Source organism: Klebsiella aerogenes, assembly GCA_029027985.1.
Lineage (GTDB): Bacteria > Pseudomonadota > Gammaproteobacteria > Enterobacterales > Enterobacteriaceae > Klebsiella > Klebsiella aerogenes_A.
In genome coordinates this window covers 2,227,874-2,240,666 of the sequence record CP119076.1, presented here as the reverse complement: position 1 = coordinate 2,240,666, position 12,793 = coordinate 2,227,874, and the positions used below count along the sequence as shown (strand labels likewise).

Annotated in this window: 15 protein-coding genes and 1 pseudogene; 11 read left to right on the top strand and 5 right to left on the bottom strand. The window is 53.3% G+C overall.

The genetic code is table 11. The features are described 5' to 3' along the window. Window positions 1-13 precede the first annotated feature (13 nt). Both slyB and PYR66_10695 read left to right on the top strand, forming a co-directional pair. Window positions 14-481, top strand: a complete 468-nt coding sequence (gene slyB / locus PYR66_10700) for an outer membrane lipoprotein SlyB (GenBank protein ID WEF30119.1) — start codon at window positions 14-16, stop codon at window positions 479-481. A gap of 224 nt (window positions 482-705) precedes the next feature. Beyond that, window positions 706-2,061: a GGDEF domain-containing protein gene (locus tag PYR66_10695; GenBank protein ID WEF30118.1), complete on the top strand. Its 1,356-nt coding sequence runs from the start codon at window positions 706-708 to the stop codon at window positions 2,059-2,061. A gap of 112 nt (window positions 2,062-2,173) precedes the next feature. On the opposite strand, the gene slyA is transcribed toward PYR66_10695, so the two are convergent. After that, window positions 2,174-2,614, bottom strand: a complete 441-nt coding sequence (slyA, locus tag PYR66_10690; GenBank protein WEF30117.1) for a transcriptional regulator SlyA — start codon at window positions 2,612-2,614, stop codon at window positions 2,174-2,176. A 171-nt stretch (window positions 2,615-2,785) separates the two neighbouring features. Between slyA and PYR66_10685 the strand changes: the two genes are divergently transcribed. Genes PYR66_10685 through PYR66_10675 form a run of 3 tightly spaced genes read left to right on the top strand, consistent with a single transcriptional unit; the run spans window position 2,786 to window position 5,952 of the window. Further along, window positions 2,786-3,022 carry a DUF1656 domain-containing protein gene (locus PYR66_10685; GenBank protein WEF30116.1) on the top strand — a complete coding sequence of 79 codons (237 nt, stop codon included), beginning with the start codon at window positions 2,786-2,788 and terminating at the stop codon, window positions 3,020-3,022. A gap of 9 nt (window positions 3,023-3,031) precedes the next feature. Beyond that, window positions 3,032-3,928, top strand: coding sequence for an HlyD family secretion protein (locus PYR66_10680; protein ID WEF30115.1), 897 nt, complete (start codon window positions 3,032-3,034; stop codon window positions 3,926-3,928). Further along, window positions 3,928-5,952: an FUSC family protein gene (locus PYR66_10675; GenBank protein ID WEF30114.1), complete on the top strand. Its 2,025-nt coding sequence runs from the start codon at window positions 3,928-3,930 to the stop codon at window positions 5,950-5,952. Before PYR66_10680 ends, PYR66_10675 begins: the two co-directional genes overlap by 1 nt. Here PYR66_10675 and sodC read toward each other — a convergent pair. The 3 genes from sodC to PYR66_10660 form a co-directional block, all read right to left on the bottom strand. Then, the gene (gene sodC / locus PYR66_10670) at window positions 5,945-6,466 is read right to left on the bottom strand and encodes a superoxide dismutase [Cu-Zn] SodC (GenBank protein WEF30113.1); all 522 of its coding nucleotides are present in this window, start codon (window positions 6,464-6,466) and stop codon (window positions 5,945-5,947) included. The two genes, PYR66_10675 and sodC, sit on opposite strands and share 8 nt — an antisense overlap. Before the next feature lie 70 nt (window positions 6,467-6,536). After that, window positions 6,537-7,433, bottom strand: coding sequence for an aldo/keto reductase family oxidoreductase (locus PYR66_10665; GenBank protein WEF30112.1), 897 nt, complete (start codon window positions 7,431-7,433; stop codon window positions 6,537-6,539). A 48-nt stretch (window positions 7,434-7,481) separates the two neighbouring features. Further along, window positions 7,482-7,724: a DUF1289 domain-containing protein gene (locus tag PYR66_10660; GenBank protein WEF30111.1), complete on the bottom strand. Its 243-nt coding sequence runs from the start codon at window positions 7,722-7,724 to the stop codon at window positions 7,482-7,484. 135 nt (window positions 7,725-7,859) lie between these two features. On the opposite strand from PYR66_10660, the gene PYR66_10655 reads away from it, so the two are divergent. The 5 genes and pseudogenes from PYR66_10655 to rnt all read left to right on the top strand — a co-directional run bounded on the left by PYR66_10655 (window position 7,860) and on the right by rnt (window position 11,098). Further along, entirely contained in the window at window positions 7,860-8,459 is a 600-nt protein-coding gene (locus PYR66_10655) for a TetR/AcrR family transcriptional regulator (GenBank protein WEF30110.1), read from the top strand. A 52-nt stretch (window positions 8,460-8,511) separates the two neighbouring features. Next, complete coding sequence (locus PYR66_10650) at window positions 8,512-9,609, top strand: alkene reductase (GenBank protein WEF30109.1); 1,098 nt, start codon at window positions 8,512-8,514, stop codon at window positions 9,607-9,609. A 78-nt stretch (window positions 9,610-9,687) separates the two neighbouring features. Further along, the gene (gene gloA, locus PYR66_10645; GenBank protein WEF30108.1) at window positions 9,688-10,095 is read left to right on the top strand and encodes a lactoylglutathione lyase; all 408 of its coding nucleotides are present in this window, start codon (window positions 9,688-9,690) and stop codon (window positions 10,093-10,095) included. A 105-nt stretch (window positions 10,096-10,200) separates the two neighbouring features. Beyond that, window positions 10,201-10,404: pseudogene (locus PYR66_10640) on the top strand (exonuclease domain-containing protein). Window positions 10,405-10,453: 49 nt separating this feature from the next. Continuing rightward, window positions 10,454-11,098 carry a ribonuclease T gene (gene rnt, locus PYR66_10635; GenBank protein WEF30107.1) on the top strand — a complete coding sequence of 215 codons (645 nt, stop codon included), beginning with the start codon at window positions 10,454-10,456 and terminating at the stop codon, window positions 11,096-11,098. Between the two features lie 54 nt (window positions 11,099-11,152). On the opposite strand, the gene PYR66_10630 is transcribed toward rnt, so the two are convergent. Continuing rightward, complete coding sequence (locus tag PYR66_10630; protein ID WEF30106.1) at window positions 11,153-11,500, bottom strand: Grx4 family monothiol glutaredoxin; 348 nt, start codon at window positions 11,498-11,500, stop codon at window positions 11,153-11,155. Window positions 11,501-11,837: 337 nt separating this feature from the next. Here PYR66_10630 and PYR66_10625 point away from each other — a divergent pair, with 337 nt between their 5' ends. Beyond that, on the top strand, window positions 11,838-12,713 hold the full coding sequence (locus tag PYR66_10625; GenBank protein ID WEF30105.1) for an NlpC/P60 family protein: 876 nt from the start codon (window positions 11,838-11,840) through the stop codon (window positions 12,711-12,713). Window positions 12,714-12,793 lie beyond the last annotated feature (80 nt).

The following is a 12,793-nucleotide window of genomic DNA, read 5'->3' as shown; positions in this document are numbered from 1 at the left end:
AGGAGATTCATAGATGATTTTACGTGTTTTGGCTGTTTCGATGATTGGCTTAACCCTCGCTGGCTGTGTAAGCAGCAGCGGCCTGTCCGGTGATGTTTACTCTGCATCCGAAGCCAAACAGGTGCAAAGCGTGACCTACGGTACCATTGTGCATACCCGTGCGGTCCAGATCCAAAGCGGCGACGACAGCAATGCTATCGGCGCCATTGGTGGCGCGGTGCTTGGCGGCTTCCTTGGTAACACCATCGGCGGCGGTACCGGTCGTTCTCTTGCCACCGCAGCAGGCGCAGTCGCCGGCGGCGTAGCAGGCCAGGGCGTACAGGGCGCGATGAACAAAACTCAGGGTGTCGAGCTGGAAATCCGCAAAGATGATGGCAACACCATCATGGTGGTACAGAAACAGGGCAACACCCCGTTCTCCGTCGGCCAGCGTGTCGCGATTGCCGGCAGCGGCAGTCAGGTGACCGTTTCCCCGCGCTAAATCTTTTAAATGCGGCCTTAATTGGCCGCATTTATATTCACCCGCAATAATTCCGCACCAAATCATTTACCACATCAATATCTCGAAATTAATTTACGCTAGCCAGCGACAATTTGCGCTTGCGCAATATTTTACGATTATTTTTTCGTTAGCTTGAAGACTGCCATTTTCATTTTACGATCTTAACGTCGTTTTTGCCGTCCTTTTATTGCGGGAGTTTGTCTATGTCTGTAAATCTCAAACGTTTATCACACCGCATATTCATATATGTTATTGTCTGCAGCCTGGCAATTATTGCGATAGATTCACTGTCCAATTCATTAATTCATCGTATTCCTACGACACCGTTACCGTTGTTCCCTTTTTTGACGATTATTTTAATGATTTTTCATATCACTATTGCCTGCTTTATGAGTATGAAATACTGGTGTGATAAAAACCGGCTGTATCTGATGCCCATAGCCTGTGCTTTCGCCAGTTCCGCCCTGCTCATGCTCGGTACACTCAGCAGTTATCCCGGCTGGCTTTTGTGTAACAGCGCATACATTGTTAAACAAAATGACGCGCTAATCTTTTATTCTTTCCGAAATATATTGATGGTATTATTATTCATCACTGCCATCATTTTATATCATTTTCGTCATAAAATTAAGCAAGCAACTAGCGTGCATATGCTAGTATTGACAAGCTGCTTTTTATTTAGCGCGGCTATTCTGAGCTTATCCTGGTTACATTCAAGCAATAGTCTATTATTGAGCATCGACCTTATTGATGACATTACCAGCACATTCACGCCATTATGGCGTGATTGGATCGGCTGGCCCTTATTTTCCGCATGGGTGTTGACATTAATATTGTTGGTGACGTTAACCCGCTTACGTAATATTTTCTGGTACAGCGGCGCATTCTTTTGTGCCGCCTATATGTTTACCATTAACGTTTTACTGACGGCAACGGATAACTATTATATTATCGCGTGGAACCAGGCCCGGCTGTTTGAAACCTTAAGCACCCTGTTTATGCTGTTCGTCCTGTTAAGTGACGTCTTCATCCTCTATCGCGAATCTAACAACAAGTACATCGATTCATACCAGAACTCTATTCGCGATCCGCTGACCCGACTGTATAACCGCAGCCATTTTTACGACACCCTCAATGGATTGCTACCGCAGACATCGGCAAAGCAGCCACTGTCTGTTATCGTCAGCGACCTCGATCATTTCAAACGTATCAACGATAATTACGGCCATGTACAGGGCGACAAGGTTATTCAGTTCACCGCCAGCGTGCTGCAAAACCATGTCCGTAGGGATGACATCGCCGCCCGTATCGGCGGAGAAGAATTTGCGCTGCTGCTGGTCAACACTCGCACCGATGATGCGCTGGCGATTGCCGAGCGTATCCGCCAAATGGTGAGTCGTGAACAAGAAGCGGTGCCGGAACGCATGACGATAAGCATGGGGGTTTATACCGCCGCTGACGCGCAACTTTCAGCAGAAGAGTGTGTACAACGAGCAGATAAGGCGATGTACGATGCCAAAAACGGCGGTCGTAATCGCGTGGTGGTCTGGAAGGAATAATAAAAAGGGCCCTGAAAACTCAAGGCCCTGAATAGCAAGGCAGAAGGAGATGTCTTTCTCCCTCTTTGCGGCTCACCGTCGCAATGCACGCTGCGCGGCCAGCTGAACCAGGCTAGTCTTTTGACTGGAGATCGAGGATATTGTTTTCAAGTTTACGGATTAAGTTGAGCAACGTTTCGACTTCCTGCTTTGAGACGCCAGCAAGGATTTCATCACGCGTTTTGCCGATCACTTCTTCCATTTCATTGATCAGCGGTTCAGCTTTTTCCGTAAGTTTGATACGTTTCGCCCGGCGATCGTTTGCACACGTCTGGCGAGAAATAAGCCCTTTCTCCTCCAGTTGATCCAGCGTGCGCACCAAAGAAGGCTGTTCGATACCAATGGCCTTGGCCAACTGGATTTGCGACTGCTCAGGAGGTAGCTGATGAATGTTATGCAGCGTGACCCAGTGCGTCTGTGTTAACTCCAGAGGTTTCAGGCGATGGTCGATCAGCGCGCGCCAAACGCGTACCAAACGTGCCAGATCAGAACCAAGTGGCGATTCCAATTTCATCTCCTTATAATTAGCTTGCTAAGTTATTATACTACTTTTAGAATAGTGTGCAGCATTTAAATTATCAAAACAAATGAATTACTTGATTCACTAAAATCAAGACAATGATTTACAATGTGAACATATTCATGGCCAGAACATTATCCCTGCAACGGCAAAGGATTTTTGCTTGTGAAACTGAGTCTTAACACTCCCGGATTGTCGCTACAGGACCTGGTGTTCGGCGCATCTATCTATTTTCCTCCGTTATTTAAAGCCGTCGTACTCGGTTTCTTCATTTGGTTAATCGCTCATCGTCAGCTGCGAGACTGGATGTACGCCGGCGAAATCTGGCATCCCCTGCTAATGGACCTTTCCCTGTTCGCGTTATCCGTTTGCCTGGCGCTGGTTCTCCTGACTCTCTTGTGATGCTCACTGATGAAGAAACTAAAATATCTATCGACCTTGATTATTGCCGCCATCGCTATCATCGCTGCCTGGCTGGTATGGAACTATTACACCCAATCACCGTGGACCCGAGATGGTAAAATCCGCGCCGAACAGGTTGGCATCACTCCACAGGTCTCCGGCAGTATTCTGCAGTTGAATGTAAAAGATAACCAACTGGTCAAAGCTGGCGACGTCCTGTTTCGTATTGACGATACGCCATACCGTATTGCGGTGTTGAATGCGCAGGCGCAACTGGCAAAAGCAAAAGCCGGGTTGGCAAAAACCAAAGCGGAGCAAAGTAAAGCCGCCAGCGACGTCGCCCGCCGTCGCAGCCTGTCGCAAAACTTCATTTCCACTGAAGATATGGAGAGCGTCAATACCGCGTTGAATACTGCCAATACGAATCTTGAGGCTGCAAAAGCCATGGTTGGCGTCGCGCAGGCCGCACTGGAACACGCGCAATGGCAGCAAACGCAAACCGAAATTAAAGCCCCGGTAGACGGTTGGATAACCAACCTGTCAACACGAGTCGGCGATTACGCCACCGTCGGCCATCCGGTATTTGCCCTGGTTGATAGCCACTCCTTCTATGTATTGGGCTATTTCGAAGAGACAAAGCTGCGTCATATTCGCGAGGGCGATAGCGCTCAGGTGATTCTCTATAGCAGTAAAAAAACGTTACAGGGTCACGTATCCAGTATTGGCCGAGCCATTGTTGACCAGAGCGTCGAGGGCGGTTCAGAGCTGGTCGCCAATATCAAGCCGAATATTCCCTGGGTCCGTCTGGCGCAGCGCGTACCGGTACGTATTGAATTCGACAAACTCCCTGCGGACATCACGCTGGTTTCAGGCACCACCTGTACCGTATCGATTGGCGGACAGTGATGAAGCTCCAGGCTCTGCGCTGGCAATCACTGCCGTGGTTTAAAACCAGCCGCCCGCAGTGGCGCTACGCGTTGCGCAACGGCATCGCCATGTGTCTGGCGTTAAGTATCGCCTATGCGCTGAATCTCGATGAGCCTTACTGGGCGATGACTTCAGCGGCGGTTGTCAGCTTCCCGACCGTCGGCGGCGTGATCAGTAAGAGCTTTGGTCGAATTGCCGGCAGCCTGCTTGGCGCCTGCGCTGCGCTGCTGCTGGCGGGTCATACGCTTAACGACCCGTGGCTATTCTTATTCAGCATCTCCGCGTGGATTGCCCTGTGTACCTGGGCCTGCGCGATGTTTACCAATAACGTCGCTTACGCCTTCCAACTGGCAGGCTATACCTGCGCTATCATCGCCTTCCCGGTTATCAACATTACCGACGTCAACGAGCTGTGGACCATCGCCCAGTCGCGGGTATGTGAAGTCATCGTCGGGATATTGTGCGGCGGCTTTATGATGATGATACTGCCCAGCACCTCGGATGGCACCACGCTGCTGACTGCGCTGAAAAATATGCACGCCCGGCTGCTGGAGCACGCCAGCCTACTCTGGGTTCCGGAAACCACCGATGCGATCCGCGCCGCTCATGAAAGCGTAATTGGTCAAATCCTGACCATGAACCTGTTGCGTATTCAAGCCTTCTGGAGCCACTACCGTTTCCGTCGGCAAAACCCGCTACTGAACTATCTGCTGCATCAGCAACTGCGGATGACCAGCGTCATCTCCAGTCTACGGCGGATGTTACTGAACTGGCCGGATGCGCCGGACAATACTCGCCTGACGCTGGAAGCGTTGCTCAGTGAATTAACCAACCCGCGAGCCGATACCTATAGCGTGGCGCGACTCCTGGTGCCGCTAGCGCCCGGCCCCAACGCCGACTACCGCCATCTGGCATTCTGGAAGCGTCTGCGTTATTTCTGCCGTATTTACCTTGAGAGTAGCCGCTGGATCCGCCGTATTGAGAATGCCAGCGCCATTACCGAATTCAATGTCCCTTCGGCGCCCGCACTGTCACGTCATACCGATCAGGCGGAAGCGTTATGGAATGGATTGCGGACCTTCTGCGCGCTGGTCGCCGTCGGCGCCTGGGGAATCAGTACTCAGTGGGAAGCATGCGCCGCCGCGCTAACGCTCGCCGCCATTAGCTGCGTGCTTTATTCGGTGTCGCCGTCGCCCTTCAAGTCGCTCACCTTGCTGATGCGCACCCTGGTGCTGTTGTCGCTTTTCAGCTTCGTCGTCAAGTTTGGCTTGATGGTGCAGATAACCGATCTGTGGCAGTTTTTACTGTTCCTTTTTCCGCTACTGATCACCATGCAGCTATTAAAATTGCAAATGCCGAAGCTCGCCGGTTTATGGGGACAGCTCATTGTATTCATGGGATCGTTCATTTCAGTCACTAACCCGCCGGTTTATGATTTTGCGTCGTTTCTTAATGATAACCTCGGCAAAATCATCGGCGTAGGCCTTGCCTGGCTGGCCTTTGCGGTTATCAGCCCTGGTTCAGACGCGCGCAAGAGCCGTCGCCATATTCGTGCGTTACGGCGTCACTTTGTCGATCAGCTAAGCCGCCATCCGCAGCATAGCGAACATGAGTTTGAATCGCTGGTCTATCACCACATTAGTCAGTTAAGTAACAGTCAGGACGCGCTGGCGCGTCGCTGGCTGCTACGCTGGGGCGTGGTGCTACTTAACTGTTCGCACGTGGTCTGGCAGCTACGTGAATGGGAGACACGCTCTGACCCGTTATCACAGGTGCGCGACATGTGCATCAGCCTGTTGCGCGACGTAATGAGCGAGCGCGGCGTCCAGCAGCGGCCTCTGGCCTCCACCCTGCAGGAACTGCAGCGGATTTGCGACACCCTCAGCCACCACCACCAACCGGCGGCAAAGGAGCTGGCGGCAATTATCTGGCGGTTGTACTGCTCGCTATCGCAGCTGGAGCAGGCGCCGATAGCGGGCACCATCACCGAAAGAACTACTTAATCACCCCACAGGCAAAGCGTTCGCCGCCGCCGCCCAGCGGCTGCGGACTGTCGGCCATATTATCACCGCCGACATGCACCATCAGCGCTTTCCCTTTCACTTCCGCCAGGGTTTTCAAACGCGGCGCAACCACCGGCTGGTTAGCCACACCATCAGCATTCACCACCAGCAACGGCAAATCGCCAAGGTGGCCTGCGCCTAACGGCCCTTCATGTTTGCCGGTATGCTGTGGGTCGAAATGGCCCCCGGCTGCCCCGGCCGCCACCGCTTTACCGTCTTTTATCGCTGGCTGGCAGCTACCTTCGGCATGAATATGAAAGCCGTGTTTGCCGGGCGGAAGCGCCCGTAAATCAGGGGTAAACTCAAGACCTTTATCGGTTTCAGTAATGTTAACGCTGCCGATAGCCTGACCGACACTTTGGCTGGTCACGAGATTGAGCGTGACATCTTCACTGGCGGCCTGAGCGCCAGCGCAAAATGCGAGGGAAAGCATTGCGAGGATACATCGTTGCATAACACCTCCGGATTGGCTTTATCCCTGATAAGTGTAAACCAGGAAACCGGATCCGGAGGCCCAATGTGGCTTACGGCACGTCGTAACCCAGCGCGGCTTTACGAATACGGAACCACTGCTGGCGCGTCATATTCAGTTTTTCCGCCACAATCGCCGAACGCACACGCTCGATTTTACCCGAGCCGATAATCGGCAACGGTTTTGACGGCAGGCGCAGCACCCAGGCATACACGACCTGTTCGATGCTTTCGGCATTAAGTTCCTGAGCCACTTGCGCCAGTTCGTCGCGCAGCGGCTGGAAGCTCTCTTCGTTGAACAGGCGCCCGCCGCCGAGACAGGACCAGGCCATAGGACGAATACGCAACTGCTGCAGTTGATCAAGGGTGCCGTCAAGCAACAGCGGCTGATGTACCGGCGACAACTCAACCTGGTTAGTCGCCAGGGTGAACGGCAGACGCGATTGCAATAACGTAAACTGCGCAGGCGTAAAGTTAGAGACGCCAAAATGGCGCACCTTCCCGCTATGATGCAGGGCCATAAAGGCTTCAGCGACGTCATCGGCATCCATCAACGGATCCGGGCGGTGGATCAGCAGGAGATCGAGATGATCGGTCGCCAGATTACGCAGAGATTGTTCGGCGCTGAGGATAATGTGGTCGCGGTCGGTAATATAGTGGCCAATCGCGTTTTCCGCGCGCGCTTTGGTCGCAATCCCGCATTTGCTGACAATTTCCATACGGCTACGCAGATGCGGCACGCGTTTCAACGCTTCGCCAAAAGTGGCTTCACACCGATAATCGCCGTAAATATCGGCGTGGTCGACGGTGGTAATCCCCAGATCCAGGTGCTGCTCAATAAAGCCCGCCAGCGACTCGGCAGACATATTCCAGTCCATCAGACGCCAGTAGCCCATAACAAAACGTGAAAATTCCGGCCCCTGCGGAGCCATAGCAATACGCTGAACCATAAACGCTTCCTCAACAAAAAAGTGTTCTGAGTATACGCACATTTATCCTTAAAACAGTGAGGGTTGCTGCGGTTCTTCCGCTGGCTCCTGCTTAGTCGAGCGAATTTTACGCAGCAGACGCTGGCGACACAGACGCAGAACATCTTGTTTCTGCGCATCGCTCATTTTTTGCCAGTTGAAACGCTCATCACGGCTGCGAAAGCAGCCACGGCAATAACCGCGATCGTCGGACTGACAAATTCCCCGGCACGGACTTTGTACCGGGAAAAACTCCAGCTGCTCTGCCACCACCGCTCTCCTGTTCGTTCTCTCTGTCTCTCATTGAAGACGTTTCATCGCCAGTGCGCAACTTTTGTTACCTCTGCTAACCATGAACGGCGATCATTTTGCTTGCATTAGACCAATCGGTCTACTACAGTGAGCCGCATGAACAGACATAGCGAATGCGATACCCGAGAACATATTCTGGCCACCGGCGAGCAGTTGTGCATGCATCGTGGTTTTACCGGAATGGGTTTAAGCGAACTTTTGAAAACGGCGGAAGTGCCTAAGGGCTCTTTCTATCATTACTTTCGCTCCAAAGAAGCCTTCGGCGTCACGCTGCTCGAACATCACTACACCGGATATCTGCAGCATCTGGTCGAGCACTTCGATCACGGAGAAGGCAACTATCGCGATCGCCTGCTGGCCTATTACCAGCACACGCTGAATCAGTTTTACCAGCAGGGCATGATCAGCGGCTGTCTAACCGTTAAGCTATCGGCGGAAGTCTGCGACCTGTCGGAAGATATGCGTACCGCGATGGATAAAGGCGCCAGCCAGATTATCGCTCTACTGGGCGAAGCGCTGGAGAAAGGCCGCCGGGAAGGCAGTCTGCAGTTTGATGGCGACGCCATCACCCTGTCGCAGGTGCTGTATTCACTGTGGCTCGGCGCCAATCTGCAGGCCAAAATTACGCGTAGCGCAACGCCGCTGGAAAGCGCCCTTGCCCACGCCAAACAGATCATTGCAGCGCCTGCGATTTAAAGGCGCTTTTATTTAACAGGTTACAAGACGACCGGTCTACTCAGGAGCCATTATGTCGGAATCCAAATTGTTCAACCCATTGAAAGTAGGTGCGATTACCGTACCTAATCGCGTATTCATGGCGCCGCTGACGCGTCTGCGCAGCATCGAGCCAGGCGACATCCCTACTCCGCTGATGGCGGAATACTATCGCCAGCGCGCCAGCTCCGGGTTGATTATCTCCGAAGCGACGCAGATTTCCGCTCAGGCGAAAGGTTATGCCGGCGCGCCGGGCCTGCACAGCCCTGAACAAATCGCCGCATGGCAGAAAATCACTGCTGGGGTACATGCTGAAAACGGCCATATTGCCGTCCAACTGTGGCACACCGGGCGTATTTCGCATAACAGTCTGCAGCCAGGTGGCGCGGCGCCGGTGGCGCCATCGGCGCTGAGCGCTGGCACCCGCACCTCCCTGCGCGATGAAAACGGGCACGCGATTCGCGCCGATACCTCCATGCCGCGCGCGCTGGAGACCAGCGAAATCCCGGGGATCGTTGACGATTTCCGCCAGGCGGTAGGCAACGCCCGCGATGCTGGTTTCGATCTGGTTGAACTGCACTCCGCGCACGGATATCTGCTGCACCAGTTCCTGTCGCCATCCTCTAACCAGCGTACCGACCAGTACGGCGGCAGCGTGGAGAATCGCGCTCGCCTGGTGCTCGACGTCGTCGACGCCGTAAGCAAAGAGTGGAGCGCTGACCGTATCGGTATCCGCGTGTCGCCGATTGGCAGTTTCCAGAACGTCGATAACGGCCCTGACGAAGAAGCCGATGCGCTGTATCTGATTGAACAGCTGGCTAAACGTGGTATCGCCTATCTGCATATGTCCGAACCGGACTGGGCTGGCGGCCAGCCATACAGCGACGCGTTCCGCCAAAAAGTTCGTGACCGCTTCCCTGGCGCGATTATCGGCGCAGGCGCCTATACGGTGGAAAAAGCCAACGACCTTATCAACAAAGGGCTGATCGATGCCGTGGCCTTTGGCCGCGATTACATCGCCAACCCGGATCTGGTCGCGCGTCTGCAGAAAAAAGCGGCGCTGAACCCGCAGCGCCCGGAAAGCTTCTACGGCGGCGGCGCGGAAGGTTATACCGATTATCCGACGCTGTAATCCCTCCATTGATAGCGGCGTACCATCGCCGCTATACTCAAGACTCTGATGTACCAAACAAACTGCATAGGGGATATTATGCGCTTACTTCACACCATGCTACGCGTTGGCGACCTGCAACGTTCTATCGAGTTTTACACCAACGTCCTGGGCATGAAGCTGCTGCGCACCAGCGAAAACCCTGAGTATAAATACTCGCTGGCTTTCGTCGGCTACGGCGAAGAGAGCGATACCGCGGTTATTGAGCTGACCTATAACTGGGGCGTGGATCAATACGAACTCGGCAGCGCATACGGTCACATCGCGCTGAGCGTCGACAACGCGGCAGAAGCCTGCGAACGTATTCGCCAGAACGGCGGCAACGTCACCCGCGAAGCTGGCCCGGTGAAAGGCGGCAGCACGGTTATCGCGTTCGTTGAAGATCCGGACGGCTACAAAATCGAGCTTATCGAAGAGAAAGATGCCGGGAAAGGTCTCGGCAATTAAGTTATCCCGGGCGCACGCGCGCCCGTTGTTTTATCCCCTTCCTGCTGCAAGGCGCGGCAAAATTTGCCATAATGCGCGCTACTTTTTTCCAGCTAAGAGAATCTGATGTCCGAGAACGCTCAACTTAATGGTCTGTGCGGCCGTTTTCGCGGTTTTTATCCTGTGGTAATTGATGTTGAGACCGCCGGGTTTAATGCCAAAACCGACGCCCTGCTGGAAATCGCCGCTATTACGTTGAAGATGGATGAGCAGGGCTGGCTGATGCCGGATGAAACGCTGCATTTTCACATAGAGCCCTTCGAAGGCGCGGCAAAATTTGCCATAATGCGCGCTACTTTTTTCCAGCTAAGAGAATCTGATGTCCGAGAACGCTCAACTTAATGGTCTGTGCGGCCGTTTTCGCGGTTTTTATCCTGTGGTAATTGATGTTGAGACCGCCGGGTTTAATGCCAAAACCGACGCCCTGCTGGAAATCGCCGCTATTACGTTGAAGATGGATGAGCAGGGCTGGCTGATGCCGGATGAAACGCTGCATTTTCACATAGAGCCCTTCGAAGGCGCTAACCTGCAGCCGGAAGCGCTGGCTTTTAATGGGATTAACCCGAACGATCCTGAACGCGGCGCGGTGAGTGAATACGATGCCCTGCACGCGATTTTCAAGATGGTCCGCAAAGGCATGAAAGAGAGCGATTGCAGCCGCGCGATTATGGTGGCGCACAACGCGACCTTCGATCACAGTTTTACCATGGCCGCCGCCGAGCGCGCGGGGTTGAAGCGCAATCCGTTCCACCCTTTCGTGACCTTCGATACCGCCGCCCTGAGCGGGCTGGCGTTAGGACAAACCGTGTTGTCTAAAGCCTGCATCGCGGCAGGAATGGCATTCGATGGCGCCCAGGCCCACTCCGCGCTGTATGACACCGAGCAAACGGCCCAGCTGTTCTGCGAAATCGTCAACCGCTGGAAGCGTCTTGGCGGCTGGCCGTTACCGCCGGTCGAAGCATAAGCGATAAAAAAAGCGACTTCCCGGGAAGTCGCTTTTTTCGTTGCAGCGAAAAAATTACTCTGCTTTTGGCTCGTCAGCGTTGTGCTTCGCGGCCGTTTCTTTGATCAGCTGCTGCAGTTCGCCGCGCTGATACATTTCGATGATGATGTCGCAACCGCCAACCAGTTCACCGTCAACCCACAGCTGCGGGAAGGTCGGCCAGTTAGCGTATTTCGGCAGCTCAGCGCGGATATCCGGGTTCTGCAGGATGTCGACGTAAGCAAAACGTTCGCCACAGGCGGACAGCGCCTGCACTGCCTGAGCGGAAAAGCCGCAGCTCGGCAGCTTCGGAGAGCCTTTCATGTACAGCAGAATTGGGTTTTCAGCGATTTGACGTTGGATCGTTTCTAAAGTGGTGCTCATTGTCGTGCTTCCTTAAACATCTTTACGGCAGTAATTTGTCATTGTAGCGTCCTGGACGCAGGACCGATAATAACATTTTTTCACTCGTCACATTTTATCTTCTGTCGCCTGAAGTTGCCTTAAAAATATCACTTTATCGTGTCTCGCAAGGCGCATTGCGCATTTTATGTACGAGATGGCGATTGTCTGACTTATTTTTTTGCAATCGTTAACCAAACGACATTTTAGATACAAAAGAGTATTAACTTTCTGGCTTTTTATGCTTTAGAATTATTCCGGTTTGTCATTCACCGTCAGGCATAGGTATATGTCTGTAATTTAATCAGGGGATTGCTCAGTGGCGCGGCTCAATAAAATCGCGATATCGCTCTGTGCATTACTGTTTACATCTATCTCGCTTACGCCATTGGCGCATGCTTCAGGGCATACGCACGCTTCGGCTACGCCGAAGGCGCATCCGGCAAAAGGCACCACCGCCGAGCGTAAGAAAAAAGCAACGCAGCATAAATCCAAATCCACCGCTAAAACCGCCAGTAAAAAAACCTCGAGTTCTAAGCACCCTACCCGCACTACCGCAGCAAGCCAAACCGCCCTCAATCGTCAGGCCGCCGGTGCCACGAAGAAGTGCGTGTTGCGTAAAGGTTATAAAAAGCAGTGTGCGAAAACGGTAAAATCCAGCGAAGAATCGACTCTTGCGCTAAACAGCGTGAAGAGCCAATGCGTGGTGCGTAAAGGCTATAAAAAGCGCTGTAAACCAGTTGCTGACGAGCCGAATCTGACGATTGCCGACGCGCATAAAGCACGCGTGCAAAAAGCGCAGAGTACCGCCATGAATAAACTGATGGATCAAATTGGCAAGCCCTACCGTTGGGGCGGATCCTCGCCGCGTACCGGCTTTGATTGCAGCGGTCTGGTTTATTACGCCTATAAAGATTTGGTCAAAATCCATATTCCGCGCACCGCTAACGAAATGTACCATTTGCGCGACGCTCGCCCGGTTGACCGCGACGAGCTGCAGAGCGGCGATCTGGTCTTCTTCCGCACCCGCGGACGCGGCACCGCCGACCACGTTGGCGTCTACGTCGGCAACGGTAAGTTTATTCAGTCGCCGCGTACCGGCCGCGATATTCAGATAACCTCATTAAGCGAAGATTACTGGGTTCGTCACTATGTCGGCGCACGCCGCGTGATGACGCCAAAAACCATTCGCTAAAAATGTGCGCTTAAGCTCAGTTTGCCGCTACGGCGGCAATCCCCCCACGCGGCAACCAATAACCTTTCTTGTTGTAAGTC

What these genes read in the sequence shown, in the direction of transcription:
- slyB (WEF30119.1), top strand. Translation starts at nt 14, where the DNA reads ATGATTTTACGTGTTTTGGCTGTTTCGATGATTGGCTTAACCCTCGCT.
- PYR66_10695 (WEF30118.1), top strand. Translation starts at nt 706, where the DNA reads ATGTCTGTAAATCTCAAACGTTTATCACACCGCATATTCATATATGTT.
- slyA (WEF30117.1), bottom strand. Translation starts at nt 2,614, where the DNA reads ATGAAATTGGAATCGCCACTTGGTTCTGATCTGGCACGTTTGGTACGC.
- PYR66_10680 (WEF30115.1), top strand. Translation starts at nt 3,032, where the DNA reads ATGAAGAAACTAAAATATCTATCGACCTTGATTATTGCCGCCATCGCT.
- PYR66_10675 (WEF30114.1), top strand. Translation starts at nt 3,928, where the DNA reads ATGAAGCTCCAGGCTCTGCGCTGGCAATCACTGCCGTGGTTTAAAACC.
- sodC (WEF30113.1), bottom strand. Translation starts at nt 6,466, where the DNA reads ATGCAACGATGTATCCTCGCAATGCTTTCCCTCGCATTTTGCGCTGGC.
- PYR66_10665 (WEF30112.1), bottom strand. Translation starts at nt 7,433, where the DNA reads ATGGTTCAGCGTATTGCTATGGCTCCGCAGGGGCCGGAATTTTCACGT.
- PYR66_10655 (WEF30110.1), top strand. Translation starts at nt 7,860, where the DNA reads ATGAACAGACATAGCGAATGCGATACCCGAGAACATATTCTGGCCACC.
- PYR66_10650 (WEF30109.1), top strand. Translation starts at nt 8,512, where the DNA reads ATGTCGGAATCCAAATTGTTCAACCCATTGAAAGTAGGTGCGATTACC.
- gloA (WEF30108.1), top strand. Translation starts at nt 9,688, where the DNA reads ATGCGCTTACTTCACACCATGCTACGCGTTGGCGACCTGCAACGTTCT.
- rnt (WEF30107.1), top strand. Translation starts at nt 10,454, where the DNA reads ATGTCCGAGAACGCTCAACTTAATGGTCTGTGCGGCCGTTTTCGCGGT.
- PYR66_10630 (WEF30106.1), bottom strand. Translation starts at nt 11,500, where the DNA reads ATGAGCACCACTTTAGAAACGATCCAACGTCAAATCGCTGAAAACCCA.